Source organism: Aeromonas sp. R5-3, from assembly GCF_040908225.1.
Lineage (GTDB): Bacteria > Pseudomonadota > Gammaproteobacteria > Enterobacterales > Aeromonadaceae > Aeromonas > Aeromonas dhakensis.
In genome coordinates this window covers 179219-205002 of the sequence record NZ_JBFODH010000029.1, presented here as the reverse complement: position 1 = coordinate 205002, position 25784 = coordinate 179219, and the positions used below count along the sequence as shown (strand labels likewise).

Sequence of the window (25784 nt, the reverse complement as noted above, 5' to 3'; positions counted from 1 at the left end):
TCAGCGACCGCCGACGGGCAGATCCCCACTCCAGCCGAGTGGGCCCGGTTTGGCCGCTTCCAGCTGCACCAGGCTGATGGTGCGCTCCCAGAAGCCCCCCTCGCAGTAGGCGAAATAGAAGTGCCATAACCGAATGAAGTCCTGGCTGTAGCCAAGAGCTGGCAGCTCGGGCGCCAGCGCCAGGAAGCGCTCGCACCAATCAGCCAGCGTGCGGGCGTAGTGGTGGCCGTGATCGTGCAGCCGCACCAACTGCATGTCGGTCTCGCGCGCCAGCAGCCCCGCCATCTGGGAGACGCTCGGCAGGCAGCCGCCGGGGAAGATGTAACGCTGGATGAAATCAACCCCGCGCAGGTACTGGGCATGGCGTTGATCGGCAATGGTGATGGCCTGAATGAGCAGGCGGCCACCGGGTTTGAGCAGCCGCGACAGCTGGCGGAAATAATCGGGCAGGAAGGCGTGGCCCACCGCTTCGATCATCTCGATGGAGACCAGCTTGTCATAGCGGCCCTCCAGCTTGCGGTAATCCTCCAGCAGCAAGGTGATGCGATCCCCCAGCCTCTCCCGCGCGATCCACTCCTTGGCATAGTCGTGCTGGGCCCGGGAGATGGTAGTGGTGGTCACCCGGCAGCCGTAGTGGCGGGCCGCATAGACGGCGAGGCCGCCCCAGCCGGTGCCGATCTCCAGCAGATGATCGTCTGGCCCCAGTGCCAGTCGCTCGCAGATAGTGCGCAGCTTGGCCTGCTGCCCCTCCTCCAGGCTGGCATCGGCATGGGGATAGATGGCGCTCGAGTACTGCATATGGCTATCGAGAAAGCCCTGATAGAGGCTGTTGCCAAGATCATAGTGGGCGGCGATGTTGGAGCGCGACCCGGTCAGGGTATTGCGGTTAAGCCAGTGACGCACCTTGTTGAACGGGAAGCTGAGCCAGCCGAGGCGCCGCTCAAGGGAGTCGAGCAGCGCCAAGTTGCGGGCCAGCAGCCGCACCAGCGCCACCGGATCCGGGCTGGTCCAGAGCCCCTCCACCCAGGTTTCCCCGGCGGCGATGCTGCCCCCCAGCAGCAGGCGGCGATAGAAGGCCGGATCCTGCACCACCAGCTCGGCGTGCAGGTCGGTGCCCGCCACGCCAAAACTGTGACGCTCGCCGCCATCCCACAGCAGCAGCTGGCCGTGTTCGAGGCGCCCCAGCAGATTGAGCAGCAGTTGCCTGGCCCCCTTGTCGATGAAAGAGGCAGAGAGGGTTGATTGCACAAGTTCCATTAGCGGCTCTCCGGATGGGTGAAAATGGGAGTTCGTTTGATAAAAAGACGCAGGGCCTGCCAGTAGATCCCGAGCAGCACCTTCATGGTCATCCAGGGCCAGCGGACCAGCAGGGCCGCCAACCCCTTGCACGACAGCGGCGCCCGGCGCAGCGCCAGGGTGGCGTCAAACAGCTTGGCTTCACCGGATACGGGGTGGCTCTCGATGTGGATCAGTGTCTCCTGCGCGGGCGGGCGAATGCGCCAGTGGTAGCGCATCGCCAGCCCCATGAAGGGGGAAACGTGAAAATCCTTGTCGTGGGGGGCCAGCGCCGCCAGATCCAGCAGGTAGTAGTGACGCTCGTTCCAGGGGGTATTCGACACCTCCGCCAGCAGATAGCGTGCATCCCCCTGCCGGTAGCAGAAGTAGAAGTTGACCGGGCTGAAGTAGAAACCGAGGCAACGCACGTTGCCAAGCAGCAGCACCCGCCCCTCGGGTTCGGCATCGCCACCCAGTTCACTCACCTTCTGCCACACCGCCTGCTTGAGAGGCCCATCGCTGCCGCGCAGGTAGTCGTCACGGCGAAACGAGAGCAGCCCTGCTCGCTCCACCCCGAACCAGCGCCCGCGATCGAGTTGTGGCAGCTCGTCGAGATCCAGCCCCAGCATGAAGAGGTTGTAGGAGAAGGCATGGGCGCGCGGTGTGAAGCGACGATGGCGCACCGACCCCTGCCAGATGGCGCTGAGGGTGCCGGTCATGGCCTCGACACTCGCCTCCTGTATCAGGGCTGCATCGTTCATAGCTCGGCTCCAAAGCGCTTGGCCACGTCCAGGGCGCTGCGCACCCCGTCTTCGTGAAAGCCGTTGTACCAGTAGGCGCCGCAGAAGTGGGTGTGCTGCTGGCCGCAGATCTCGGCCCGCCGCTGCTGGGCGGCGATGGAGGCCTGATTGAACACCGGATGATGATAGACGAAGCGGCGCAGCACCTTGCACTCGTCCACCTTGCCTTGCGGATTGAGGCTGACGCAGAAGGGCTCTGGCGAGCTCACCCCCTGCAGGATATTCATGTTGTAACTCACCAGCGGCCGCGCCCCGTCGTTGCCATCGAGCAGATAGTTCCAGCTGGCCCATGCCTTGCGACGGGTAGGCAAGCAGCGCGCATCGGTGTGCAGCCAGACATCGTTGGCCTGATAGGGCATGGCGCCGAGAATGGCCTGCTCCCGCTCGCCCGGGTCCGTCAGCAGGACCAGCGCCTGATCACTGTGACAAGCGAGGATCACCTCGTCAAACCGCTCCTCGCCATGGCGGCTCTGGATCAGTACCCCGTCCGCCTGACGCCGGATCCCCTGCACCGGGCAGGCCAGGCGTATGTGTGCCTGCCAACCCGCCGTCAGCGGGCCTATGTATTCCCGCGAGCCACCCGGGATCACATACCACTGGGGCCGGTTGGCCACCTCGAGCAAGCCGTGGTTGGCAAAAAAGCGCAGGAAGAAGCCCAGCGGAAAGGCACGCATATCGGCCAGCGTCGACGACCAGATGGCAGCCCCCATCGGCAAGATGTAGTGGCGGGCAAAGTAGTCGCTGAACTCCCCCACCTGCAGAAAATCCCCCAGGGTCAGCTCGAGGCCGGCCCCCTGATGTTGCCCATCGGCCAACCAGGCCCGCGCCTCCCGATTGAAGCGCAGGATCTCGGCGACGAAGCCGTAGAAGCGTGAGCTCAGCAGGTTGCTGCGCTGGGCGAACAGGGTATCCAGGTTGTGGCCGTTGTACTCCAGCCCCTGCGGGCTTTTCACCGAGAAGCTCATCTCGGCCGGCTGGCGCGCCACCCCGATCCGTTCCAGCAACTTGAGGAAGTTGGGGTAGGTGCGGTCGTTGAAGACGATGAAGCCGGTGTCGATGGCATAGTGGCGCCCCGCCTGCTCCACATCGACCGTGGCGGTGTGGCCACCCAGGGTCGGCGCCGCCTCGAACAGGGTGATGTCGTGCAGCTTGTGGAGCAGGAAACCGGCGGTCAGACCTGAAATACCGGAGCCGACGATGGCGATCTTTTTCTTCATGAAGGGCGTCCTTTCGATACGAGTGCGCGGCCAAGGCGCAGCCAGAGCCCCGTCGGCAGCGCACCGAGCAGGCGCAGCAACCAGATGAAACGGCGGGGAAAGTGGATCTGGTGGCGACCGGCGGCGAGCCCCGCCATGATGGCGCGGGAAGCCTCTTCCACCGTCACCAGGCAGGGCATGGGAAAATCATTTTTGGCGGTGAGCGGGGTCTGGACAAAGCCGGGGCGGATCAGGGTCACCCCAATCCCTTTGCCGGCCAAATCCAGACGCAAGGTATCCGCCAGATAGTCGAGGGCCGCCTTGGAGGCGCCATAGGCCTCGGCTCTGGGCAGCGGCAGCCAGCTCACCGACGAGCTGACGATGGCAAGGCGCCCGCCCGCCCCCAGCAGCGGCAAGAAGGCAGCCAGGGCATGGCCGGTGGCAACGAGGTTGGTCTCGATGACCCTAGCAAACAGGGCGCCGTCAAACCCCTCGTCCACCGTCATGTACTCGCAGTTGCCGGCATTGAGGATCAGCAGATCGATCCATGGCAAGCCGGCGGCCGCCTCGCTCACGGCGTTTGCATCGCGCCCGTCAAACTGCAGCGGCGTGATACCGTGGCGCCCCAGAGCCAGCAGCCGCTCGCCATCGCGCCCGCAACCCCACACCTGCCAGCCGGCGCGCCGATAATCGAGCGCCAGCTGATAGCCGATACCGGAGGTGGCGCCGGTGATCAGCACCCGGCCGCTCATGCGCCCAGCCTCCCCTTGATGGTGCGCACCACGGACCCAAGCAGCGGCAACTGCTCGTAGAGCATGGCGCCAAGGTCAAAATAATCCCGATGCAGGCACACCTTGCCCGTCTCGTCGAACTCGAGGCGGGTTGCCCCCTCCACCGTCACCGGCGCACCGCCACGCAATCTGGGATGGGAGAAAGTCATGGTCCAGCCGAGCCAGGCCTGGCGCCCCTGCAGCAGCTGGCTGGTGATGACGAAGCGGCAGTAGGCCAGACGCTGGTAGAGGACGGCAAAATAGTCGGTAAGCGCCGCCAGCCCCTCGATGCGATGAGCAGGATCGGTAAAGACCACCTCGTTTGCGTAGACCTCCGGCAAACGGTGCAACTCATCTAGGTTTAGCTGCTGATAGAGGGCCACAAAGCGGGCCAGCGACTCATCCATGCTATTTCTCCAGGGCGCGAAACATCTCGATGGCTCTCACTCGGGCAACGGCGTGATCCACCATGGGGGCCGGATAATCGTGCCGCCCCTTGAGCCGCAACCAGTCGTGGGGCTGGTGCAGATAGGCGGCAGGCAGATCAGCCAGCTCAGAGACCCAGGTACGAATGAACTCCCCTTGCGGATCAAATCGTTGCCCCTGGGTGGTGGGGTTGAACACCCGAAAATAGGGCGCCGCATCGGCCCCGGTCCCCGCCGCCCACTGCCAGCCGCCGTTGTTGGCCGCCAGGTCGCCGTCGATGAGCCGGCTCATGAAGTAATCCTCCCCGAGCCGCCAGTGGATATGGAGATCCTTGGTGAGAAAGCTCGCCACTATCATCCGCAGCCGGTTGTGCATCCAGCCGGTGGCGTTGAGGCAGCGCATCGCCGCATCGACGATGGGGTAGCCGGTACGCCCCTCGCACCAGGCGGCGAAGGCATCCGGATCCCAGCTCCACGGCAGGGCCGATGTTTCCGGCTTGAAGGGCCGATTCATGGAAAGGGTCGGGATCAGCACCAGCAGGTGGCGATAGAACTCGCGCCAGATGAGCTCATTGAGCCAGACAAAACCGGGCTGTGCCTTGGACTGGGGCCGGTAGCCAAGCCGCTGCTGGAGCGCCGCCACGCACTGGCGCGGGCTGATGATGCCGGCCGCCAGGTAAGGGGAGAGCACCGAGGTGCCCGCGATGGCAGGGAAATCCCGGGTCTCGCCATAGTCGAGCACCGCCTGCTCCAGAAAGTCATTCAGACGGCGGCTGGCCTCGGCCTCCCCCACCGGCCAGCGGGGGTCCGTCGTCAGTTCGCCAAGGGCGGCATCCACGAAGTCCCGCTCGGCCAGCGGCTGCCACGGCAACGGCTCCCCACGGGGTGCAGGCACCCGATGAATGACGAAACCATCCTCGTCGAGGGCCTTGAGCCAGGCGCGACTGAAGGGAGTGAAGACCTTGAACATCTCGCCAGAGCCGGTCAGCACCCGCCCGGGCGGCAATACGCAGCAGCCGTTGAACCAGTGACAACCAATCTGCTGTTCCGCCAGCGCGGTAGTGACGACCTGATCCCGGCGCAGCTCGTCGATCTCGATGGCCTGATTGGCGTAGAGCTGGGTTACCCCCAGCTCGCGGCCAAGATCTGCCAGCTCCGCCGGCACCTCGGCAAAAGTCTCCACTCGCAGCAGATGCAGCGGGATGCCGAGCGCCGCCAGCTCGCGGCCCAGCGCATCGACCTGGGCCAGCAGAAAACGCTGACGGACGGGGGCCAGCTTGTGCTGCCGCCACTGGGTGGGGGAGAGGATAAAGAGCGCGGCGACCGGTTCATCATTGGCGCAACCGTGACGCAAGGCCGGGTTGTCGGCCAGGCGCAGATCATTGCGAAACCAGACCAGCTTCATGATTTTTTCCTCCCGCGTCCGCTGGCACCTGCCGCCACAGGCATGTCTGCCATCGCCTCGGCAAGGCTCGCCTGCCAGCCGTGGACTTGCAGCCACTCACCATCGTAGAGGCGTCCCAGCTCGCCAAAGAAACGGGTAGCGGCGGGCCAGCCGGCAGCCAGATCCGGCTTGCCAAGGCCGGCCCCCAGCAGCACCAGCCAGGGGGTCACGGCACGCCCCTCCAGCAGGCTGGCATGGCGCGGCTCCACCGCCCCCAGCAGTTGCACCTCATGGCCCTGACCGATCAGCTCGTAGGCGGCCCAGACCAGGTCGAGCGGGCCGACCTGTCCCCAGCTCGCCAGGGTGACCGGCACGCCCTTCTCCTGCTCGATCAGGTGGCGGGCGAAGCGGGTGTGCAGCCAGCCCAGCCACACCTGTTGCAGCAGTTCGCCATCGGGACGCTCGCGCCACAACCCCAGCAGCCGCTCCAGTAGCGGCTGCAGCACCCGGCTGCGCACCAGTTCGAACGGGTAGCTCGCCAGCAGGTCGTTGAGCTCAGCTTCCGCCTTGCGCTGGTTGAAGGCGAGCAGCGCCTGACTGAACTGCTCCAGGGTCTGCTGCCAGTGATCGCTCACCGGCTGGGCTTGGGGTTCGCTCAGGAGCCCCTTCACCTGCCCGATGCTCACCCCCCGCTCCAGCCAGCTCAGGATCTCGCCTATCTGGCAAATATCCTGCTCGCTGTAGAGGCGGTGGCCCTTCTCGGTGCGGGCCGGTTGCACCAGCCCGTAGCGGCGCTGCCAGGCGCGCAGGGTCACGGCGTTGACGCCGGTGAGGCGGGAGACCTCGCGAATGGGGTAGATCCCCTCCTCCGGCGAAGGAGAAGCGGCGTGCGGTAAATCAGACATAACGGCATCCAACAAAGGTTGAGGGAGAGGCCCCGGCCATCCGCCGGGGCCTGCACAGCATATTCAGAGCCCGTAGCGCAGTTTCAGCGTGTCGGGATGGGGATTGAGGTACACCTGCTCGGCGAGATAGGGGTTGGGGTATTCGCGCAGGTAGTGGCGGATCAGGGTGAGCGGCACCAGCAAGGGGAAGACACCGGTACGGTATTTGTCGATGGTGTCGCACAGTTCCTGCTTCTGGGCCGGGGTCAGCACCCGCTTGAAGTAGCCTTGCAGGTGCATCAGCACATTGGTGTGGCTGCGTCGGTTGGCCCGCAGGGTCAGCGCCGCCATCAACCCCTTGATGTAGCTGTCGGCCACCTGCTGCAGGTCGGCCCTGGCCAGGTTGCCGAGCAGCTTGCCGAGCGCCCGATAGTGGGTGGTGGCGTGGGAGAGCACCAGATACTTGTAGCGGGAGTGGAAACGGATCAGCGCAGAGGCGGTGATGCCGCGCGCACAGAGCTGCTGCCAGTCGTGGTAGGCAAAGACCCGCAACACGAAGTTCTCCCGCAGGATGGGATCGCACAGGCGGCCATCTTCCTCCACCGGCAGCAGGGGATTGGCCTCCATCAACGCCTTGGCAAACAGACCGATCCCCTCCTTGGCACTCCCCTCGTTGTTGGCGCCATAGATCCGCACCCGCTCCATGCCGCAGCTGGGGGATTTGGCGCAGAGGATGTAGCCGGAGATGAAGTCGAGCTGGCGCGCCTTCTGCTCGCTGAAGGCGATGAGCTGGTCGGTGACATCGAAGCTGCCGTTGCTCGCCTCGGCACGGATCTCGCCGTGGCGCTTCACCAGCCGGATGGCGGCGCGGGGCGCGCCGAGACCAATGGCCATCTCGGGACAGACGGGGTGATAGTCAAAGTGGGCACCGAGATCCCGCTCGCAGAAGCTGGAACGCTTGTGACCCCCGTCGAACCGAACCTCCTGCCCCAGCAGGCAGGCGCTGATACCAACCTTGATCTTGTACATGTCATCACTCCTTGTATAAGTCTGAATCAGTTATAGCAGTTATACAAAAAAACGGAAGTTGTATAACTATTGCAGACTGATACGGCGCAAGGGTGAAGGGTGGATCAACCGGAAATGAAAAAACCCATGACCGAAGTCATGGGTAAAAATGAAGACACTACAGGAAGGATGATTAGAAGCTGTACTTCACACCCAGGCTGGTGATGGAACCCTGTTGCAGATCCCACTTACGATAGGTGTAGTCGGCGGTGAGGGCCAGGTTCTGGCTCACCTTGTAGGCAGCGCCCACTTTGAAATCGTGCATGTCGTCGGTCATGTTGGCGTAGCGGTAGGCGGTGGAGAGCTCGACGGCGCCGATGTCGTAGCGCAGGCCGGCCTCACCGTACATGCTGCCGCTGTTCTTGCGGGTGATGACGTCCCAGCCGCTGTCTTTGACGTTGGCAGCCACCTGACGTTCCATGGTGTAGCCCATCAGGCCCGCTTCCCCATACAGGTTCAGACCTGTGCTGAGTGGGGTGTAGACACCCAGACCCAAGCTGGAGATGCCCATGCTGTCGTTGCCGCTGTTGCGGGAGGTGTACTCGCTGCCCAGACGACCGTAGAAGTTGGAGCCGAAGCTCTTGGAGAGATCCAGGTTCAGACCGCCGAAGTCGCGGTTGTTGCTATCTTTGCCGCCAATGTAGTCTGACTTGGTGTGCGCCCAAGTCAGACCGCCTTTGGCGTAGCTGAAGGCATCCTCAGCCAGAGCGGAAGTAGAAGCGAAACCGGCCAGAACCAGAACAGAAAGTGCAACTTTTTTCATTTTGATGACTCCATCGTTGAGCTAGTTGAGACCTAGCTGGAATGGGGTCATTGTGCAGAGGACGGGGAGAAATGCCGAGCGGCAAGCTGTTGCCAAACCATGTCAGATGTAAGCAACTGTTGCTGGCGGTTACCGGGTTAACAATCAAGACAGGCTCCACGAAGGAGCCTGTTGCATGAGGGATCAGCGGAACTCCACTTCCTCAATCTCGACCCGCACCAGGGGTTTGCCGGTGAGACCGGCCGGGCGCGGCACCTCGAGTACCATGGAGGGGCGCTGCTGGCCCTTGCGCAGATAGGACTCCGGCAGACGGTTCTCGCCAACCCAGAAGCGGGCCTCCTGCTTGACCAGCTGGGCCCCCTGTTCGCTGAACAGGGTGATGCTGCCGCGCACCCGCACCACGTTGCGGGTGCCGGTGTTGCTCACCATGAATTGCAGTTGCAGAGGATCCGAGCCCTCCAGCTTGGCGAGCTTGACGCCGATCCCGTCCTTGACGGCCTGGGCCAGCAGATCCGGGTTGTTCATCGCCTGCTCGGTCAGCACCGGCACGGCCACCGTGCCCTGCACCGCGCTGCCGTCGGCGGCGGGCTTGAGCAGCAGGTATTCCCAGGTGAAGTCATCGTTGAGCTGCACCTGGCGACCATCCGGCAGGGTCACCTGGGTGAGCGGGGCGGCCTGTGCCAGCAGGGGCGACAAGCAGAGGGCAACCAGCAGACGGGACAAGGGTTTCATAGGGTGATGACTCGCGTCGATGGAAAAGGGCGTCAGTATAAAGAGTCCACCGCACCTTGCCTATGACCGCACTCACGTTCCTGCCCTCGGCTGCCTAGACCACCAGCTCCTGACGCTCCTCCGCCGGCATCATGTCCAGGGTCACCAGATCGAACGCCGTGCTCTTGAGGGCGGTGAGGATATCCGGCTGCAGATCGAACGCCCGGGCTCGCAACCGGGCCGGCAGCCGTACCCGGGCCAGGGTGGTGGCCCGATCGCCCAGGGTATGGAAAAACACCTGCGCCTCCTCCAACCCCATGTCGGCCAGCATCTGCTCCGCCATGTCCACCATCCGCAGATGACGGCGATCCACCAGCTCGGGATCGGAGAAGCGGTGGCTCAGGCAGCCATGGGCACTCTTGCCCCAGCGTCCCAGCTGACGCTTGTTGAAGCCGTAGCGAAAGTCCCTGTGGGTCATGCCCTGTTTGGCGAACAGCCAGAGGGTGTTGTCCGGCAGGCTGCCGAAGCGACGCAGATACTCCCGCAGCTCCTCGACCGGCGCCGGCAGCAGCATGGGCAGGTGACTCCAGTCGGTTTCCAGTGCGGTGAGGTGACAGATGTAACGCACCGGATCGATCACCTCGTTGAGGTGGCGCAGGTGATCGCAGAAGATCATCTCATCGGTCTTGATGACCCGCTGCTCGATGCCGTAACGCTGGCAGTAACGTTTGGCACGGGCCACTTCCTTGCGGCTGCGGGTCGGGCTGTCCAGAGTGATGGCGCGGATCCGGATACCGCTGGCGCGGCACAGATCCATGCTGTAGCAGGACTCCAGTCGACCGGAGAAGGAGACCGCCAGTTCGCCGTAGCCAGCCAGGGTCTCGATAAGCGACTGCTCCCTGGTCTGAAAGGTCTGATCGTATCCTCGATTCAGCACAACGATATTGGCATCCATAACAACGGCACCGGATGATGAATTGGGCGCCATTGTGCAGCAATAATCCTGAATAAACCCTTAAAGAATGCGGATAAATTAGAATTTAATGATTATTTCATACCAATTATCATCATATTCATCCAGTTGCGTGTCATAAATCCGCAGTTTCGCCTGATGAACCTGGTGCATGCGCAGAAAACCCTCGGCCTGCTCGAGGGAGGCGAACGTCAGCCTGCCCCCCTCGCTGTCGGTAAGGCACTGCATCTCCCCATCCACCTCGACACAGAGCTGATAACCGCTGCCATCCAGACAGGCGATCAGCAGCCCCGCATCCGGATAGTGACTGAGCCAATTGCGAAACCTGCCGTGTTCCATAACTTACCCCGCGTTCCCGCCCGCTCAGGCCGGCAGGTAACCCTGTGTCACCAGCTGCTGGCGACAACTGTATGCATCGGTAAACACCAGGCCGCCGATCCCCTGCGTCTGTGCAGCGGCCACGTTGGCCGGGCTGTCATCGATGAACAGGCACTGCTCGGCCCGCAGATCGAACGACACCAGCAGATAGCGGTAGATATCCGGCTCCGGCTTCATCATCCGTACCCTTGCCGACACCACCTTGCCGCTGAAGAAGCGCCAGAAATCCTGATGTTGCTCCAGCCAGTCGATGCTGGCGTGGCCCATGTTGGAGAGTGCGTAGAGGGTGTGCCCCTCCCCGTGCAGTGCCTCTATCAGGCTCAGCATAGCGGGATCCGGCACAAGGGATGGCGGCACCGCCTGCAAAATGGCCAGATTCTCCGCCGTCGACAGGCCGGTTCGCGCCTGCGCCTGACGGGCCATGGTGTGCAGCGACAGGGTCCCCCGGTCCACTTCCAGCCAGTCGCCATGGTTGAACAGTTGCTCCGCCAGCTGCTCCGCCCCGTGCGGCCCCCGTACCGAGCGCACGATACCGACCGGATCCCAGCTCACCACCACTCGTCCCAGATCGAAAATAATCGCCATTCTCACCTCCAGCTCTCTGCTTCATTACGACGGCAAGCGGGCCCATTCGACACACGCCTGCCTCCACAGGCTCACGCCCCTACCCTGCCCCGTTCGCCACCCACGGGCAAGTTTTACTTGCATCGCACGGTCAAATCCCTTAATGCTTATGCCGTTACCTCAAGGACACACTCATGCACGCACCATTCTTTTTTGCTTTCTCGTTTATCCGGCCCTCATGAGGGAAGGCCAGTCGTCACGTGAAGCACTCGCGTAAACAGAAAGCAAAGACGAATCGAGCCTCCCCTAGCGGAGGTTTTTTTTTGCAGCCACCACAATCGATTACTTGGATAGGGAACCATCATGGCAACGCTCGACGAGATCAGACAAGACATCACCCAGTTGGATCAGGAGCTGCTCGCCCTGCTGGCCAAACGCAAGACCCTCAGCATCGAGGTCGCCCGCGCCAAGCAGGCCAACCCGCGCCCGATCCGCGATCCCCAGCGCGAGCAGGATCTGCTGGTCGCCCTGATCCAGAAAGGGCGCGGACTGGGGCTGGATGCCCAGTACATCACCCGCATCTATCACACCATCATCGAAGACTCGGTGCTCTCCCAGCAGGCCTATCTGCAGAGCCTGCTCAACCCGGAGCAGCAGGAGCCGATGACCAGCGTCGCCTATCTGGGGCCGCGCGGTTCCTATTCCAGCCTCGCCGCCCGCAAGTACCTGGCCCGCTACAAGGATCAGGTGATCGAGGTGAACTGCCAGAATTTCCGCGAGGTGCTGGATGCGGTGGAGTCGGGCCGTGCCGCCTTCGGCGTGCTGCCCATCGAGAACACCAGCTCGGGCTCCATCAACGAGGTGTACGACGTGATGCAGCACACCAGCCTCTCCATCGTCGGTGAGCTCACCTACCCCATCGAGCACTGCATCCTCACCGCCGTGCCCACCGAGCTGTCCCGCATCAAGACCTTCTACGCCCACCCGCAGGTGTTCCAGCAGTGCTCCCACTATCTGAGCAAGCTGGAAGGGGCGCGCCACGAGATCTGCGACTCCTCCTCCAGCGCCATGATGAAGGTCAAAGAGCTGGCAAGCCCGGAGGCGGCCGCCATCGGCAGCGCAGCTGGCGGCGAGCTGTATGGTCTGGACGTGCTGGCCGAGCAGCTGGCCAACCAGAAGGAGAACTACAGCCGCTTCATCGTGGTGGCGCGCAAGCCCATCGACGTGGCGCCGCAGATCCCGGCCAAGACCACCCTCATCATGTCCACCTCCCAGAAGCCGGGCTCGCTGGTGGAAGCGCTGCTGGTGCTGCGCAACAACGAGATCAACATGACCAAGCTGGAATCCCGGCCGGTGCAGGGCAACCCGTGGGAGGAGATGTTCTACCTGGATGTCTCCGCCAACCTCAACACCCCGTCCATGCAGGCCGCGCTGATGGAGCTGACCAAGATCACCCGCTACATCAAGGTGCTGGGCTGCTACCCGAGCGAAGACGTCAAGCCGACCACAGTGCCGCCGGTGCTGATGGGCGGCTGATCCACCAAGGTTGGGTCGGCCCGGGTATCTGCCGGCCGACACCGCCCATGAAAAAGGCGACCCTGCGGGGTCGCCTTTTTGTGGTCCATTCGCTGCGGGCACGCCGTCAGAACTGACCTGCCATCAGCTGGTTGATGTTGTAGAGGGCGCGAGTATCGAGCTCCATCTCGGTGGCATAGGTGTTGCCGCGGGGATAGGAGGCCACCACCCTGGCGCCGCGCACCATGCCCGCCACCGACACGTCCAGCGAGTTGGAGGTCTGGGTCAGGTCCTTGTAGCTGCTCTGGCCGCGCACCTGCTGGCCGTTGAGCTGCTCGGCCAGTTCACGGTAGGCGTCCATCTTGGAGGCGCGGATGGCCTGCAGCATCTTCTCGGACTGGGAGGGGCCGGGCTGGATGTCGATCACCGCATAGCCGACCGCCTTGAGTACCGGGAAGTCATCCGGCTTGTTGTTGCCGCCGTAGTTGACCACCCGATTGCCGCCGCTGCACGCCGTCAGCAGCAGGACCAGCAGGCATCCGAACAGGATTCTCATTGCGTCTACTCCTTGTCAGGGCGTCAGGTTGACCAGATGGCCGCCGGGACGCGCCTGGCTGTCACGCATCAGGTAACCGCGGTTGATCGAGGCCCGGCCAAACGAATTGTTGGCACCGAACAGGTATTTCTGCGGGATCATGCTCTGGGCCGTGGTCTCCACCATCTTGGTACGCAGGTCGATGATGCGGGCGTTGACCAGGATCCCCTTGCTGTTGCGGCTGAAGGTGCCGACCAGGATGCGGGAGATGGGCAACCGGGGAGAGAGATCCTTGTAGTTGCGGCTCAGCACGAAATCCCCCTGCGGCGTCACCTTGATGCTGCCGGTCAGCTTGAAATCCACCACCACTTCCCCACGCCGGTTGAGCTCGTAGATGAAACTCTCCTCGATCTGCTGACCCATCCAGTTGGTGTCCTGCAGGGTGTCGAGATCGACAAAGGAGGCGACCGCGATGGGCTCGGTCAGGGTGGTGAGCGACTTGCGCTCCATCAGCTGATCGGTCATGCGAGCCACCAGCCAGTTGAGTTCCATCCCCTGCGCCGCCTGGCGCGGATCACCCAGATCCCGGTTGATGGGGTCGGTGCCGCAACCGGCCAATGCCAGAGCGAGCGCCAACGCCGTGATGAGTTTGTTCATGGATACCTTTCCTGTATCTGCACCTGATTTGTTATCGGTTCGACCGGCCAAAGCTTGAGCCGGGAATGAGGCATGGATCTTGCTAAATATTCACGGTGTGCTGTGTAACCGGCACGGCTCTGTAATCTGTATCGGCCGGCGACCTCACTTCGACAGGGGTGAATCGCGCCGACCCGCATATTCAAGGTGTTTGTCATGAAATTACCGCTGCTGTTAACCCTGCTGCTGGCCAGTCTGTCGGCCCGGGCCGAGATCATCGAGGCGCAGGGCAGTGCCGCCATCCTGGGCGGGGACGAGGTCTACGCCCGCGAGCAGGCGACCCGCGATGCCCTGCGGCAGGCGCTGCTGGCGAGCGGCGCCGCCGTCTCCAGCATCCAGCGCCTGGAAAACGGCAGCCTGCGCTCCGAGCAGATCCAGATCCGCTCCGGCGGCGACATTCGCCAGTACCGGCTCAAGCGGGAAGAGGTGCGCAACGGCCGCATGTACATCACAGTGATGGCCGACATCCAGGCCGAGCGCCAGATCTGCCAGACCCAGCACTACGCCAAGGATTTGACGCTGGTGCGGCTGCGGCTACGCTACCCCGAGCAGGCGAGCTACGGCGCCCTCGACGACATGCCCGCCAACCTGTCACGACGCATGTTCGAGGCCCTAGCCAGCGCACCGCAAGGGGTAGCCGTGCGCCAGTGGCTGGACGAAAACCTGCGCATCGACCCGCTCCACCTGCAGCAGGGGGATCGCAGCGCCCTCGAGGAGATCAAGGCGCTCAGCCTGCGCACCGATAGCCAGTACCTGGTGCTCGGCAGCATCGACGATCTCTCCATCGAGCCGCAGGGCAACCAGCTGACCAGCTGGTATGAAGATCCCATCCGAAACTTTCGCATGCAGCTCTATCTGTTCGACGGCATCAACGGCAGCCTGCTCGGTCGCAAGGAGTACCAGGGCCGGGCCAACTGGACCTTCGCCAAGCGGGATCAGGTAGGCAGCAGCAGCGGCCAGTTCTGGCAGTCGAGCTACGGTCAGGAGGTCAACTACCAGTTGCAGGAGGCGGTGCAGGATCTGGTGGCCCAGCTCAGTTGCGCCCCGGTCACCGCCCGGGTGGTCAGCCAGAACGAGCGCGGCCCCTACATCAATCTGGGCCGCCGCAACGGCGTCCGGCTCGGGGATCAGTTCCGCATCCAGCACGATGCCGATTTCATCGACCCCTACGGCAAGGCACGCATGCTGCGCAACCCGGCCGACGGCCTGTTCGAAGTAGTACAGGTATTCGAGGATGGCGCCATCATCAGCAGCCAGAACAAATATTCGCCGTTTAACATCCAGATCGGCGATCTGGCAGTATTGGAATAAGAATCAAGGGTTTAAAAGGGAGCCGCTTCTTGTATAATGCCGGCCACAAGGTTCCCGTAGCTCAGCAGGATAGAGCGGTCCCCTCCTAAGGGACAGGCCACTGGTTCGACTCCAGTCGGGAACGCCATACAAAACAAGGGGTTGGCATCGTCATGATGCCAACCCCTTGCTCGTTTTTGGTCAAGGCCGCCGTTCGCCGATGGCGGGTGCGTCAGCCGCCCCCTCATCCCGTCGCCACCGAACCTACCTGCCAAACTAATCCGCCAGCCCAGTAGAATGGTCCTGCTGAACCTGCTCAACCTGCTGTTCGGCTCCGGCGGCACCTGGCTGGATCCCTTACTGCCCCTGCTGGTGCTGGCGCTCATCATCTGGGGCGTGCGTCGCCAGCAGTTGCCCGCCATCAGCAGCGCGGTGACCGACAGCAAATAATCGCACTGCCACACCACCGGGGTATGGCCACCAGGGAGGGCCGGTCTGCTAGACTGGCCCTCTTTTTGTTCATTCATCTGCAAAGGAGTGTCGGATGTCTGCTGCTTCGTGGTGCGACAAGTCCACCGGGCTGGCGCTGCTGACCATAGTGCTGTGGGCCTCGCTGGCGGCGCTCACCTCCCGGGTCACCAGCGTGTCGCCGCTGGTGCTGGTGGGGCTGGTGCTGTTTTTCTGCGGGGTGGGAGCCCTGCCGTTCTGGCGTCAGTGGCGGGCTCGTCCGGTCAACTGGCTGGTGACCATCAGCGCCCTGCTGCTCTACCACCTGCTGCTGTTCATGAGCTTTCGCCACGCCCCCGTGCTGGAGGCGAACCTCATCAACTACCTCTGGCCGCTGTTCATCATTCTGTTCACCCCCTTGCTGCTGCCGGGTCACCCGCTGCACGGCCGTCACCTGCTGGCCGGCGCCCTGGGTCTGGCCGGCTCGGTACTGGTGATGGTGAACGGCGAGCTGCAGCTGCAACAGGCCTATCTGCCGGGCTATCTGCTGGCACTGGGGGCCGCCATCGTCTGGGGTGCCTACTCGGTGCTGTCGCGCCGGCTCCCGCCGGCCCCGGCGGTGATGACGGCGGCGGCCTGCCTGCCAGCCGGGTTGCTGGCGCTGTTGCTGGCCCGGCTGCTGGAGGGACCGCTGCCGGTGGCTCAAATTCCGGCCGGTGACTGGGGCCTCATCATAGGGTTGGCACTCGGTCCCATGGGGGCGGCGTTCGTCACCTGGTATCTGGCGCTGCGAGACGGGGATCCGCGCCGGATCGGAGCGCTGGCCTATCTGACGCCGCTGCTGAGCACCCTGCTGCTGGTGCTGCTCAACGGCGAGCAGCTGACCCCCCGCCACCTGCTGGCCGGCGCCCTTATCATGGGTGGCGCCCTGCTCGGCATGCTGGGCAAGCCCCCTGCCCGCCAGCAGCAGGAGGCCCCTGCCCTGCGGCCGTAAGCCAGCCCTCTCGACAGTCAGTCCGGGCCGCCGGGTTGACTGTCATAAAAGCGCCATCTCTGCTGCTTAAGCTCACGCCGACGCCCATCGCCGTGGTTCAACAAGCAGGAATGCTGCCGTGAAAATTGCCCATTACGCCTCCCTCTCTTCTCTCGCTCTGCTGCTGGTCGCCGCCGTGCAGGTCGCTGCCCTCTGGCACGGCTGGCAACAGCTGAACCAGGCCGAGCAGGCCCAGCACCAGCACGAACGGCTGCAGCAGCGGCTCACCGGTACCCTGCAGGGCACCCTGCGCGACTACCTCGCCAGCGGCGATCCGCTGCGGCTGACCGAGGCCGAAGGGGTGCGCAAGCAGGCGCTCGCCCAGCTCTCCCAACAGAATGGGGCGCTCACTGCCCCGCTGCGCACCCTGCTCGAGCAGATGGGAGCGCGCATCGACAGCGACTATCTGGCGGCGGGCAAGCTCTCTGGCAACAGCCAGTGGCTGCTGCAAAATGCCGAGAACGAGCTGACCGATCAGGCCAGGGCGCTGCTGCGATACGGTCAGCAAGGGGCGACGGGGAGCGACCCGGCCAGCGCCGAGCGCTATCGCCAGCTGGCAGGCGACCTGCTGGCAGCCCTGCCGGCGCTCGCTCACCTGCGCCAGAACTACATGGAGCAGGCCAGCCCCAAGCTGCTGGAAGGGTTGCAATTCGAGCTGGCGGCCCTGCAAAAACAGGCCGAGCAGCTGGCGGCCCTGCCGAGTCTGGCGCTTTTCGAGGCGCCTCCCGCCGACGAGTTCACCCTGGGGGAGCCGGAGCGCAAGGAACTGGGGGATCTCCCCAAGGCCGAGCTGATCTCCCTGCTCAAGCGCTACCCGCAGGAGCTGGAAAACAGCCGCAAGGCGCTGCAACAACAGCAGCAGGCGCGCCAGGCGGTGCAGCAGGACATTGACCAGATGCTGCAGGCCACCGGCCAGATGGGCAGCGAACTGGCCGCCGCCCGCCAGGCGGTGAACCAGCGCCTGGCCGCCATCCTCGGCAGCCTGGCGCTCTGTCTGGTGCTGGTGGCCCTGCTGTTTGCGCTGGTGCAGCGCCGCTGGCTGGTCAGGCCGCTGCTGCGCCTGCGCGAGGCCTTCCTGCAGCTCGACGAGACCGGGCAGGCCGAGACCCTGCCAGAGGGGCGCGAGCGCAACGAGCTGGCCGACATCGTCGCCAGCTACAACCGCCTCATCCTGCGGCTGCAACAGGATCAGCAGCAGAAAGAGGGTCAGCTGTCGGCGGTGTCGCAAAGCCTGCAGGGGATGGTCAACCAGGTGCAGGAGATCCATCACAGCACCCGCACCACGGAGCAGGCGGTGGACGAGAGCGATCTGATGATGAGCGAGCTGAACCAGCTGGCCGGCGAGGTACACCAGGTGGCCGCCGAGATAGCGCAGCACGCCCAGCACAACGAGCACTCCATGAGCCAGAGCGAGCAGCTGGTGGGCGGCATGTTGCAGGCCACCGCCCAGACCGGGCTTGCCATCGACGAGAGTGGTGGCGCCCTGGCCCAGCTCAAGCGCTCGGTGGAAGATGTGACCGCCATCGTCGACGTGATCGGCCACATCTCCCAGCAGACCAACCTGCTGGCGCTCAACGCCGCCATCGAGGCGGCCCGGGCCGGGGAACAGGGGCGCGGTTTTGCGGTGGTGGCCGACGAGGTGCGCCACCTCTCCGCCGATACCCAGCGCTCCCTTGGCCAGATCACCGAGATCCTGACCAGACTGACCCAGGCGGGGGATCAGCTCGGCACCGTGCTGGCGCGGATCACCGCAGAGGCCGCCGCCCAGCGTCAACAGGCGGAGCAGCTGCGCCAGACCACCCAGGCGGTGCGGGAGATGGCGCGCAGCACGGCGGTCATCGCCCTGCAGGGGGCCGACAACGCCAAGAGCCAGGAGCACAAGCTGGCCAGTTTTGCCGATCTCATCGGCCGCATCAGCCAGCACGCCCGCCAGGGCAGCCGCCTCTCGGTGCAGGTGTCGGAGCACATCCACCACCAAGCCAGCCAGATCCCGCGCATCCTCGGCCACCAGGCCTGATCCGCGCCGGTTCAGCCGGCGCCCCCAACCCGGCCCCTGCCATCGCGCAGGGGCTTATCTTTTTTTGTGGCACAAAATTATCTGTTATCCGCAGGTTAACGAGGAAAGATCCCTCTGCACAGTGCGATCCGTCCGGATCGGCCGGCAATTTCATCTGAAAACGTTGTCATCGCCGTTATGAGCGGGCTGGGAGTGTCCACAACGAGCGTCATGATTATTTGCACTCGGTCATATTTTTGAAACTTGGTGGGAACTTTCCATTGATATTTCGCACCGCGAACGTACTCTTGAGCTGTCCGATAGCCAAGTATCGGAACACAAAAAAACAAACTATGTGATGAACAGAACTGCACCCACCGCAGATGTGCCAAGACGTCGCGGCCGCAGCCGACATACTCGAACTTTTTGCCCTTCGGGGTCTTGATTGCAATGCCAATACCGAGCGGCGGGCACCTGCCTGACTGCCGGACAAAAAAAGCTAAGTCCATAAAATCAGGAGCAATACAAAATGGAAAAAGTGATCTTCAAACGTGCCGCATTGAGCGCAGCCGTCGTTGCTGCCATGCTCGCCCCCGGTATGGTGTTGGCTGCCGACGAAGCAGGTCCCGCCTATGCAGCCGCCGCCAGCAAATTCTATGAAGAAGGCAAACTCAACGGTGGCCTCTTCTACTTCCAGCGTGATCGTCAGCGTATCGACGGCGACCCCACTGCCAAGAACAAAGAAGGCAAGTACCAGTCCAACCTGAGCCACGCCACCACCCAGGCCTCCCTGAACTTCAACTCCGGCTACGCCTGGGACGTGGTGGGTATCGATGTGGGCGGTTTCGGTGCCTATGATCTGGCCGTGACCGAGAACCACCCGGTCAACCAGGAGAACGAATTCTCCTTCGCCGGCAACAAATGGGGCGAAAACTACAAGGACGGTTCCCCGGAAGGCGGCTTCAGCCTGGCCAACGCCTCGCTGAAATTCAAGGCGCTGGACGGTGCCCTCACCGCCAAGGGCGGTCTGACCCAACTCTACGTACCAGGCGTGATCGGCGTGAACTGGTCCTATCAGCCGGGTACCTACCGTGGTGGCCAGATTGAAGGCAACTTCGGCGGCCTCTACCTGACCTACGCCATCGCCGACGAGTACAAATCCCCCTGGTACAAAGAGACCCAGAAGTTCTCCCGCGCCAAGGCATGGATGGATCCGTTCGCCGATGAAAACGTCATCGACTACATCCAGGGCGTAGCGGCGCGTTACACCTTCGAAAACGGCACCTCCATTACCGGTTCTTACGGTAACTCCGAAAACTACATGGACAGCTACCACTTCAAGCTGGCCCACAAGTTTGACGTGCTGGGCGGCCTCTCCACCAGCTACCAGTTCTACGGCTCCGACACCGAGACCTATCAGAAGGGCGGTGCCGACATCGAGACTTACGACGGCCTGGCATGGCAGCAAGCGCTGACCGCCGCCTGGGGCATGGGCCCGTACGGCTTCCGTCTGGAAGGTCTGTGGACCAAGGCCGAGGGTAACGAAGGCAACTACCTGCCCCGTCTGACCCGTGGCTACGGCAACTCCCAGGGCGCGAACGAAATCTGGTGGGATTCCCGCTCCGACTGGAACGCCAACAACGAAAAAGCGCTGTTCTTCGGCGTGACCCGCTCCCTGGATGACCTGGTGGGTGCACCTGGCTGGTCCGTCGGTGTCTCCGGTGCCTACGGCTGGGATATCCAGAAAGGCGACGGCACCAAGGCCACCAACGGTGAAGATACCGAATGGGCAGCCAACTTCGACGTCATGTACACAGTGCAGGATGGCAAGCTGAAGGGCACCCTGTTCAAGCTGCACTACACCGATTACAACAACGACATCAGCCAGGGCGGCGGTTGGACCGAATACCCCAACATCTTCGCCTCCGAGAAAGACGTCAAGTTCCACATCATCATGCCGTTCACCATCCTGTAAGCAGGTGGTTGAAGTTAGCAAACCGGGCCGATTGGCCCGGTTTTCTTTTTTCTGATCAGCGGGTTAACATGAAAAACCGCAGGCACTTCTGCCTGCCCTGCTACCACAAGGATGCGCCCATGTCCCGCTTCGTTCTGATCACCGGCTGCTCCAGCGGCATCGGCCTGGCCGCCGCCAAGGCGCTCGGCCAGCACGGCTACACCGTCATCGCCTCCGCCCGCAAGGCCGAGGACGTGGCGCAGCTGCGCCAGCTGGGTTTGCTGGCCGTCGAGCTGGATCTGGCCAACGAGGCCAGCATAGAGCGGGGCGCGGCCGAGGCACAGGCACTGGCCGGTGGCCGCCTGTATGGCCTGTTCAACAACGGCGCCTACGGCCAGCCCGGCGCGCTGGAGGATCTGCCCACCCAGGCGCTGCGCGAGCAGTTCGACACCAACCTGTTTGGCTGGCACCACCTCATTTGCCAGCTGCTACCCGCCATGCTGGCGGCCGGCGAGGGGCGCATCGTGCAGAACAGCTCGGTGCTGGGGCTGGTGGCCATGAAGTATCGCGGCGCCTACAACGCCAGCAAGTTCGCGCTGGAAGGGTATACCGATACCCTGCGCCTGGAGCTGGCCGGCAGCGGCGTGCAGATCAGCCTGATCGAGCCGGGCCCTATCGATACCCGCTTTCGGGCCAATGCCCGCGCCGCCTTCCTGCACCACATAGATCCCGCCGCCAGCCGCCATCAGGCCGCCTACCAGCAGACCCTGAGCCGGCTGGAGCGTGAAGGGGGTGCCCGCGGTTTTACCCTGCCAAGCGAAGCCTGCATCGCACCGCTGCTGCACGCACTCGGCAGCCCGCGCCCAAAACACCGCTACCCGGTCACCTTCCCGACCCGGCTGTTCGGAGTACTGCGCCGACTGTTGCCAAGCCGCCTGCTCGACCGGATCCTCGCCAAGTCGGCCTGACGACAACCGCTTCGCCACCCGACACGCCCGCACACTACTGGCAACCAGAGGCGACGACGCGCATCGTCGCCTCTCGTCTCATCTCCACCAACCCGCACCAGAATGGCTTGAATCAGCCAAACCGCCATCCCTGGCAGTACCCGCTCAGTAGTGCTGGCCGTTGCTGTAATAGCAGCTCTTGACGATGGGCAGCACCTGCACCACCACATAGGTCTGCTCCCCCAGCACCGCTTTCAGGTGGCGGGTGATCAGCGCCGCGGCCGCGTCCTGCAGCTCCTGCGGGCGTTCGAACCAGACCAGCTCGACAAACGGAAAGCCGGCCTCGCGCTCCCCTTCGCGCACCCAGTGGCTGTCGATGCACTCCAGGGTGACGAACTCAGGTTTGCCCCCGGTGAGGGCACAGAGATCCGCCAGCAGAGGGGGGCTTATCTGCTTGAGGGTGTCGACGGAGACGGCCCGAAAACGAAGGTGGGGCATGGGAAAACCTCTTGGCTGTGACAAATGAGGACTTATCATAGGGGTTATTGTGACGAAGAGAAGCCATCCGCTGACATAAGGTGCCCCATGAGACTCCATCGCCTGCTGCTCCCCTTCCTGCTCTGCCTGCTGCTACCGCTGAGCGCCTTAGCCGACCCCGCCTTCTATCGGGTCAGCAAGGGCGATCAACAGCACTGGCTGCTGGGCTCCATCCACGCGGGCAAGCCCTCGCTCTATCCGCTGCCCGACCCCATCGAGCGGACCTGGCTGCAGAGCCGCGCCCTGGTGCTGGAGGTCGATCTGACCCACATCAGCCAGCAGCAGTGGCAGGAGATGGGGGCCATCACCCGGCTGGTGGACGGCAAGACCCTCAAGGAGCACATACCGCTCGACCTCTACCGGCGCACCATCATTGCCGCCGGCCAGAACGGCCTGACCGAGAACATGCTGGCCCCGCTGCGCCCCTGGTTCGCCGCCATCACCCTCACCCAGGCGGCGCTGGAGCGCACCGACTTTCGCAGCGCGCTCGGGGTGGATCAGCACTTCGCCAAACAGGCCACCGACGGCGGCAAGCCCATCATCGGCTTCGAGACCCTGCTCGAGCAGCTCGGCTACCTCGCCAGCGTCGGTGACAACCAGACCCTGATGCTGGAGAGCACCCTGGACGAGCTGCCCGAGCTCGAGCGCGGCTTTGGCGAGGTGATGAAGGCGTGGGAAGAGGGGGACGAGGCGACCCTCATCAACCTGCTCAAATCGGAGATGGCGCCGCCCAAACTGCAGGCCTGGCTGGAACAGACCCTGCTGGCGGAGCGCAACCACAACTGGCTGAAGAAGTGGTCCACCCTGCCGAACGAGAGTTTCATCGTGGTAGGGGCGCTGCATCTTTACGGCGACCAAGGGCTGCTCGCCCTGCTGGAACAGCAGGGCTGGCGCATCACCCCGCTCACCGAGCCGGGCCCGCGCAAGCCTGCCCGCCAATAGGCGCCGACGGGGCCACACCGGCCCCGTCAGGGTCTTGAACTGGGAGGAGGCTCACAGATCCGCCTGCCGATTAAATAACCACAAGGGGACTTGATCGAGATCATCTCTTTGCTCCCAAAGAGGTATCTATCATGCCTGTCATCAATGGGATGACAGGAGTGCACGAGATGGATTTTTGGATGAACCTGATGTTCGGCAACAGCGTGGGACTGATGTCCATGTTGGTGATTATCGGTACCTTCCTGCTGATCAGTTCCTACGCGGCCTATTTCATCTACAAGGTGATGAACGCCAAGCCGCCGAAAGAGGGCCAATAAGCCTGCGTCAGGCGATCCCCGATCGCCTGATCCCGCCCTCGCCTCCCCTTTGCTCAGGGTCTGAGCAGACCCGCGCCACTGCCGCGCCCGCCACTTTCAGATCCGCCCCCGCCCGCTATAATGGCCGCTCATTCCACCTGCGGGGAGCCTGCCGTGTCTCAAAACGACGAACTCTCACTGTTTCGCAATGAAGTGGCCGATGTGCGCCCCATTCGCAACGACCATATCCGCCTCCAGACGGCCAGCAGCCCGACCGACGCCCAGCTGGCGCGGCGCCAGGCCGCCACCGCCGAACAACTCGCCCTGGATCACCTCAGCATGGAAGCGGTCGAGATGCTCGACCCCCACGCCATCGTCGGCTTCAAGCGCGACGGGGTGCAGGAGGGGGTCTACAAGAAGCTGCGGCTCGGCAAGTACGAGCTGCAGGCGAGTCTGGACCTGCACCAGAAGACCCTGAACGAAGCGCGCCAGAGCCTGGTGCAGTTCATCGCGGATTGCGAACTGCGCGACATCCGCTGCCTGCTGATCCTGCACGGCAAGGGAGAGCGCAGCACGCCGCGCGCCCTGCTGAAAAGCTATGTCAGCGCCTGGTTGCCGCAACTGCCGGCGGTGATGGCCATGCACAGCGCCGAGCGTCGCCACGGCGGCGGTGGTGCCCTCTACGTGCTGCTGCGCAAGAGCGAGCGCAAGAAGGCGGAGAACCGCGAACGCCACCAGAAGCGGCTCGGCTAAGCGGCGGCTCGCACCGGGCGGTGAGCGGTGGTAGCATCGAACGGCCCCGAGCATGCCAGGTACGGGGTGTACGCCATCAGGGACGATAACAAGGATCATCCCATGTCATATCAGAAACTTGAACAACATCAGCAACAGCTGCACCGGCTCTCCCACCTCTCCGCCATCTGTGGCTGGGATCAGGCCGCCATGATGCCAGAGGGGGGCAACGAAGCCCGCGCCGAGGCCATGGCCGAACTGGGACTGCTGATCCACCACAAACGCACCGCCCCCGAGCTAGGCGACTGGATTGCCAAGGCCGAGAGCGAGCCGCTGGACGAAACCCAGCGTGCCAACCTGCGCGAAATCAAGCGCCACTGGCAGGATGCAAGCCTGCTGCCCGGGGATCTCGTGGAGGCGCTGTCGCTCGCCGGTAGCAAGTGCGAGCACGCCTGGCGCCGCCAGCGCAAGGAGAACGACTGGGCCGGCTTTGCCCCGAACCTCGCAGAAGTGGTGAAACTGTCGCGGGAGGTCGCCTCCTTACGTGCCGAGGCGCTCGGGGTGCGCCCCTACGACGCCATGCTGGCGCTCTATGAGCCGGGCATGACCAGCGCCCGGCTCGACGAGATCTTCGGCGATCTGACCGGCTGGCTGCCGAACCTGATCCAAACCGTGAGCGAACAGCAAAAGAGCGAAACCATCCTGATCCCGCAAGGCCCCTTCCCCATCGCCGCCCAGCAGGCGCTCGGCCAACAGGTGATGGGGCTGCTCGGCTTCGATTTTGCCCACGGCCGGCTCGATGTGAGCAGCCACCCGTTCTGCGGCGGGGTGCCGACCGACGTGCGCATCACCACCCGCTACAACGAGCAGGAGTTCGTCTCCAGCCTGATGGGCATAGTCCACGAAACCGGTCACGCCCGTTACGAGCAGGGCTTGCCGCGCCAGTTGCTGGGCCAGCCGGTGGCCGAGGCGCGCTCCATGGGCATTCACGAAAGCCAAAGCCTGTTCTGCGAGATGCAGCTCGGCCATGATCCCGCCTTCCTCACGCTGCTGGCGCCGCACATTCGCGCCCACTTCGGCGAGCAGGCGGCGTTGGCGCCGGCAAACCTGGTCAAGCTCTACAATCGGGTCGAGCCCGGCTTTATCCGGGTCGATGCGGACGAGGTGACCTACCCGGCCCACGTCATCCTGCGCTACGAGCTGGAGCGCGATCTGATGGAAGGTCGCATCGAGGTGGCGGACATTCCCGCGCTGTGGGACACCAAGATGCAGCAGTGGCTGGGGCTCTCCACAAAGGGCAACTACCAGAATGGCTGCATGCAGGACATTCACTGGACCGACGGCTCGTTCGGCTACTTCCCGAGCTACACGCTCGGCGCCATGTACGCGGCGCAGCTGCGCTTCGCGCTCGAGCGAGAGCTCGGCAACATGGGCGAGCTGATCGCGGCGGGCCGCCTGCCGGAGATCTTCGCCTGGCTGGGTCGTCACATCTGGTCCCAGGGCAGCCGCTACGGCACCGACGAGCTGGTCAGCCGCGCCACCGGCGAGGCGCTGAATCCGCACTGGCTGCGCAAACACCTCGAGCAGCGCTATCTGAAATAAGGGGCCAACGTGCCCGCCAGCAGATAACAAACGGGGCCTCGCAGCCCCGTTTTTCATCGCGACACTGCGCG

At 63.7% G+C, this 25784-nt stretch carries 27 protein-coding genes, 1 tRNA gene and 1 other annotated feature; of the genes, 12 read left to right on the top strand and 16 right to left on the bottom strand.

Annotated elements, in window-relative coordinates; all coding sequences use genetic code 11:
* The 13 genes from AB5Y95_RS20280 to AB5Y95_RS20220 form a co-directional block, all read right to left on the bottom strand.
* Positions 1-1257, bottom strand: a complete 1257-nt coding sequence (locus tag AB5Y95_RS20280; RefSeq protein WP_368161913.1) for a class I SAM-dependent methyltransferase — start codon at positions 1255-1257, stop codon at positions 1-3.
* Positions 1257-2036 (bottom strand): DUF1365 domain-containing protein, encoded by a 780-nt coding sequence (locus AB5Y95_RS20275; protein ID WP_368161912.1) that lies wholly within the window; start codon positions 2034-2036, stop codon positions 1257-1259. Before AB5Y95_RS20275 ends, AB5Y95_RS20280 begins: the two co-directional genes overlap by 1 nt.
* Positions 2033-3292: an NAD(P)/FAD-dependent oxidoreductase gene (locus AB5Y95_RS20270; protein WP_368161911.1), complete on the bottom strand. Its 1260-nt coding sequence runs from the start codon at positions 3290-3292 to the stop codon at positions 2033-2035. The genes AB5Y95_RS20275 and AB5Y95_RS20270 overlap by 4 nt, the downstream gene beginning before the upstream one ends.
* Complete coding sequence (locus tag AB5Y95_RS20265; RefSeq protein ID WP_368161910.1) at positions 3289-4023, bottom strand: SDR family NAD(P)-dependent oxidoreductase; 735 nt, start codon at positions 4021-4023, stop codon at positions 3289-3291. Before AB5Y95_RS20265 ends, AB5Y95_RS20270 begins: the two co-directional genes overlap by 4 nt.
* The gene (locus AB5Y95_RS20260) at positions 4020-4448 is read right to left on the bottom strand and encodes a nuclear transport factor 2 family protein (RefSeq protein ID WP_368161909.1); all 429 of its coding nucleotides are present in this window, start codon (positions 4446-4448) and stop codon (positions 4020-4022) included. The genes AB5Y95_RS20265 and AB5Y95_RS20260 overlap by 4 nt, the downstream gene beginning before the upstream one ends.
* A gap of 1 nt (position 4449) precedes the next feature.
* On the bottom strand, positions 4450-5871 hold the full coding sequence (gene phrB, locus AB5Y95_RS20255) for a deoxyribodipyrimidine photo-lyase (protein ID WP_368161908.1): 1422 nt from the start codon (positions 5869-5871) through the stop codon (positions 4450-4452).
* Positions 5868-6755 carry a MerR family transcriptional regulator gene (locus tag AB5Y95_RS20250; RefSeq protein WP_368161907.1) on the bottom strand — a complete coding sequence of 296 codons (888 nt, stop codon included), beginning with the start codon at positions 6753-6755 and terminating at the stop codon, positions 5868-5870. The genes phrB and AB5Y95_RS20250 overlap by 4 nt, the downstream gene beginning before the upstream one ends.
* A 63-nt stretch (positions 6756-6818) precedes the next feature.
* Positions 6819-7763, bottom strand: a complete 945-nt coding sequence (locus tag AB5Y95_RS20245; protein WP_368161906.1) for a YbgA family protein — start codon at positions 7761-7763, stop codon at positions 6819-6821.
* Positions 7764-7935: 172 nt separating this feature from the next.
* Positions 7936-8565: an outer membrane beta-barrel protein gene (locus tag AB5Y95_RS20240; RefSeq protein WP_010634840.1), complete on the bottom strand. Its 630-nt coding sequence runs from the start codon at positions 8563-8565 to the stop codon at positions 7936-7938.
* A gap of 183 nt (positions 8566-8748) precedes the next feature.
* Positions 8749-9297, bottom strand: a complete 549-nt coding sequence (locus tag AB5Y95_RS20235) for a DUF3157 family protein (RefSeq protein ID WP_010634841.1) — start codon at positions 9295-9297, stop codon at positions 8749-8751.
* Between the two features lie 94 nt (positions 9298-9391).
* On the bottom strand, positions 9392-10264 hold the full coding sequence (locus tag AB5Y95_RS20230; protein ID WP_017784403.1) for a hypothetical protein: 873 nt from the start codon (positions 10262-10264) through the stop codon (positions 9392-9394).
* Positions 10265-10309: 45 nt separating this feature from the next.
* Positions 10310-10588, bottom strand: a complete 279-nt coding sequence (locus AB5Y95_RS20225; protein WP_005303707.1) for a DUF6482 family protein — start codon at positions 10586-10588, stop codon at positions 10310-10312.
* A gap of 24 nt (positions 10589-10612) precedes the next feature.
* Positions 10613-11212, bottom strand: coding sequence for an HAD family phosphatase (locus tag AB5Y95_RS20220; RefSeq protein WP_017779208.1), 600 nt, complete (start codon positions 11210-11212; stop codon positions 10613-10615).
* Positions 11213-11381: 169 nt separating this feature from the next.
* Positions 11382-11516: a sequence feature (Phe leader region), on the top strand.
* A gap of 38 nt (positions 11517-11554) precedes the next feature.
* Here AB5Y95_RS20220 and pheA point away from each other — a divergent pair.
* A complete protein-coding gene (gene pheA, locus AB5Y95_RS20215) occupies positions 11555-12727 on the top strand; it encodes a prephenate dehydratase (protein WP_017763932.1) in 1173 nt (390 codons plus the stop codon).
* A gap of 106 nt (positions 12728-12833) precedes the next feature.
* Here the strand turns inward: pheA and AB5Y95_RS20210 are convergent, their stop codons facing one another.
* Positions 12834-13262, bottom strand: coding sequence for an LPP20 family lipoprotein (locus AB5Y95_RS20210; RefSeq protein WP_368161905.1), 429 nt, complete (start codon positions 13260-13262; stop codon positions 12834-12836).
* Positions 13263-13277: 15 nt separating this feature from the next.
* Complete coding sequence (locus AB5Y95_RS20205) at positions 13278-13898, bottom strand: FlgO family outer membrane protein (protein WP_005303721.1); 621 nt, start codon at positions 13896-13898, stop codon at positions 13278-13280.
* A gap of 195 nt (positions 13899-14093) precedes the next feature.
* Between AB5Y95_RS20205 and AB5Y95_RS20200 the strand changes: the two genes are divergently transcribed.
* The 7 genes from AB5Y95_RS20200 (at position 14094) to AB5Y95_RS20170 (ending at position 21625) form a co-directional block, all read left to right on the top strand.
* A complete protein-coding gene (locus tag AB5Y95_RS20200) occupies positions 14094-15248 on the top strand; it encodes a flagellar assembly protein FlgT (RefSeq protein ID WP_010634842.1) in 1155 nt (384 codons plus the stop codon).
* Positions 15249-15298: 50 nt separating this feature from the next.
* Positions 15299-15375: transfer RNA gene (locus AB5Y95_RS20195), tRNA-Arg, on the top strand.
* Positions 15376-15524: 149 nt separating this feature from the next.
* Positions 15525-15677, top strand: coding sequence for a hypothetical protein (locus AB5Y95_RS20190; RefSeq protein ID WP_268010309.1), 153 nt, complete (start codon positions 15525-15527; stop codon positions 15675-15677).
* 94 nt (positions 15678-15771) lie between these two features.
* Positions 15772-16668 carry a DMT family transporter gene (locus AB5Y95_RS20185; RefSeq protein ID WP_368161904.1) on the top strand — a complete coding sequence of 299 codons (897 nt, stop codon included), beginning with the start codon at positions 15772-15774 and terminating at the stop codon, positions 16666-16668.
* A 118-nt stretch (positions 16669-16786) separates the two neighbouring features.
* A complete protein-coding gene (locus AB5Y95_RS20180; protein ID WP_368161903.1) occupies positions 16787-18724 on the top strand; it encodes a methyl-accepting chemotaxis protein in 1938 nt (645 codons plus the stop codon).
* 508 nt (positions 18725-19232) lie between these two features.
* Positions 19233-20678: an OprD family outer membrane porin gene (locus AB5Y95_RS20175; RefSeq protein WP_017763925.1), complete on the top strand. Its 1446-nt coding sequence runs from the start codon at positions 19233-19235 to the stop codon at positions 20676-20678.
* Positions 20679-20797: 119 nt separating this feature from the next.
* Positions 20798-21625: an SDR family oxidoreductase gene (locus AB5Y95_RS20170; RefSeq protein WP_368161902.1), complete on the top strand. Its 828-nt coding sequence runs from the start codon at positions 20798-20800 to the stop codon at positions 21623-21625.
* A 144-nt stretch (positions 21626-21769) separates the two neighbouring features.
* Here the strand turns inward: AB5Y95_RS20170 and AB5Y95_RS20165 are convergent, their stop codons facing one another.
* Positions 21770-22102 (bottom strand): DUF1904 family protein, encoded by a 333-nt coding sequence (locus AB5Y95_RS20165; RefSeq protein WP_201988744.1) that lies wholly within the window; start codon positions 22100-22102, stop codon positions 21770-21772.
* An 87-nt stretch (positions 22103-22189) separates the two neighbouring features.
* On the opposite strand from AB5Y95_RS20165, the gene AB5Y95_RS20160 reads away from it, so the two are divergent.
* The 4 genes from AB5Y95_RS20160 (at position 22190) to AB5Y95_RS20145 (ending at position 25713) form a co-directional block, all read left to right on the top strand.
* Positions 22190-23083, top strand: a complete 894-nt coding sequence (locus tag AB5Y95_RS20160) for a TraB/GumN family protein (protein WP_368161901.1) — start codon at positions 22190-22192, stop codon at positions 23081-23083.
* 167 nt (positions 23084-23250) lie between these two features.
* Positions 23251-23400 carry a DUF3149 domain-containing protein gene (locus AB5Y95_RS20155; RefSeq protein WP_010634864.1) on the top strand — a complete coding sequence of 50 codons (150 nt, stop codon included), beginning with the start codon at positions 23251-23253 and terminating at the stop codon, positions 23398-23400.
* 153 nt (positions 23401-23553) lie between these two features.
* The gene (gene smrA / locus AB5Y95_RS20150) at positions 23554-24132 is read left to right on the top strand and encodes a DNA endonuclease SmrA (protein WP_017782055.1); all 579 of its coding nucleotides are present in this window, start codon (positions 23554-23556) and stop codon (positions 24130-24132) included.
* Positions 24133-24234: 102 nt separating this feature from the next.
* Positions 24235-25713 (top strand): carboxypeptidase M32, encoded by a 1479-nt coding sequence (locus AB5Y95_RS20145; protein WP_368161900.1) that lies wholly within the window; start codon positions 24235-24237, stop codon positions 25711-25713.
* Positions 25714-25784: the final 71 nt, after the last annotated feature.

Excerpts from the sequence above, each read along its gene's own strand:
- AB5Y95_RS20280 (WP_368161913.1), bottom strand. The coding sequence starts at position 1,257 with ATGGAACTTGTGCAATCAACCCTCTCTGCCTCTTTCATCGACAAGGGG.
- AB5Y95_RS20275 (WP_368161912.1), bottom strand. The coding sequence starts at position 2,036 with ATGAACGATGCAGCCCTGATACAGGAGGCGAGTGTCGAGGCCATGACC.
- AB5Y95_RS20270 (WP_368161911.1), bottom strand. The coding sequence starts at position 3,292 with ATGAAGAAAAAGATCGCCATCGTCGGCTCCGGTATTTCAGGTCTGACC.
- AB5Y95_RS20265 (WP_368161910.1), bottom strand. The coding sequence starts at position 4,023 with ATGAGCGGCCGGGTGCTGATCACCGGCGCCACCTCCGGTATCGGCTAT.
- AB5Y95_RS20260 (WP_368161909.1), bottom strand. The coding sequence starts at position 4,448 with ATGGATGAGTCGCTGGCCCGCTTTGTGGCCCTCTATCAGCAGCTAAAC.
- phrB (WP_368161908.1), bottom strand. The coding sequence starts at position 5,871 with ATGAAGCTGGTCTGGTTTCGCAATGATCTGCGCCTGGCCGACAACCCG.
- AB5Y95_RS20250 (WP_368161907.1), bottom strand. The coding sequence starts at position 6,755 with ATGTCTGATTTACCGCACGCCGCTTCTCCTTCGCCGGAGGAGGGGATC.
- AB5Y95_RS20245 (WP_368161906.1), bottom strand. The coding sequence starts at position 7,763 with ATGTACAAGATCAAGGTTGGTATCAGCGCCTGCCTGCTGGGGCAGGAG.
- AB5Y95_RS20240 (WP_010634840.1), bottom strand. The coding sequence starts at position 8,565 with ATGAAAAAAGTTGCACTTTCTGTTCTGGTTCTGGCCGGTTTCGCTTCT.
- AB5Y95_RS20235 (WP_010634841.1), bottom strand. The coding sequence starts at position 9,297 with ATGAAACCCTTGTCCCGTCTGCTGGTTGCCCTCTGCTTGTCGCCCCTG.
- AB5Y95_RS20230 (WP_017784403.1), bottom strand. The coding sequence starts at position 10,264 with ATGGCGCCCAATTCATCATCCGGTGCCGTTGTTATGGATGCCAATATC.
- AB5Y95_RS20225 (WP_005303707.1), bottom strand. The coding sequence starts at position 10,588 with ATGGAACACGGCAGGTTTCGCAATTGGCTCAGTCACTATCCGGATGCG.
- AB5Y95_RS20220 (WP_017779208.1), bottom strand. The coding sequence starts at position 11,212 with ATGGCGATTATTTTCGATCTGGGACGAGTGGTGGTGAGCTGGGATCCG.
- pheA (WP_017763932.1), top strand. The coding sequence starts at position 11,555 with ATGGCAACGCTCGACGAGATCAGACAAGACATCACCCAGTTGGATCAG.
- AB5Y95_RS20210 (WP_368161905.1), bottom strand. The coding sequence starts at position 13,262 with ATGAGAATCCTGTTCGGATGCCTGCTGGTCCTGCTGCTGACGGCGTGC.
- AB5Y95_RS20205 (WP_005303721.1), bottom strand. The coding sequence starts at position 13,898 with ATGAACAAACTCATCACGGCGTTGGCGCTCGCTCTGGCATTGGCCGGT.
- AB5Y95_RS20200 (WP_010634842.1), top strand. The coding sequence starts at position 14,094 with ATGAAATTACCGCTGCTGTTAACCCTGCTGCTGGCCAGTCTGTCGGCC.
- AB5Y95_RS20190 (WP_268010309.1), top strand. The coding sequence starts at position 15,525 with ATGGTCCTGCTGAACCTGCTCAACCTGCTGTTCGGCTCCGGCGGCACC.
- AB5Y95_RS20185 (WP_368161904.1), top strand. The coding sequence starts at position 15,772 with ATGTCTGCTGCTTCGTGGTGCGACAAGTCCACCGGGCTGGCGCTGCTG.
- AB5Y95_RS20175 (WP_017763925.1), top strand. The coding sequence starts at position 19,233 with ATGGAAAAAGTGATCTTCAAACGTGCCGCATTGAGCGCAGCCGTCGTT.
- AB5Y95_RS20170 (WP_368161902.1), top strand. The coding sequence starts at position 20,798 with ATGTCCCGCTTCGTTCTGATCACCGGCTGCTCCAGCGGCATCGGCCTG.
- AB5Y95_RS20165 (WP_201988744.1), bottom strand. The coding sequence starts at position 22,102 with ATGCCCCACCTTCGTTTTCGGGCCGTCTCCGTCGACACCCTCAAGCAG.
- AB5Y95_RS20160 (WP_368161901.1), top strand. The coding sequence starts at position 22,190 with ATGAGACTCCATCGCCTGCTGCTCCCCTTCCTGCTCTGCCTGCTGCTA.
- AB5Y95_RS20155 (WP_010634864.1), top strand. The coding sequence starts at position 23,251 with ATGGATTTTTGGATGAACCTGATGTTCGGCAACAGCGTGGGACTGATG.
- AB5Y95_RS20145 (WP_368161900.1), top strand. The coding sequence starts at position 24,235 with ATGTCATATCAGAAACTTGAACAACATCAGCAACAGCTGCACCGGCTC.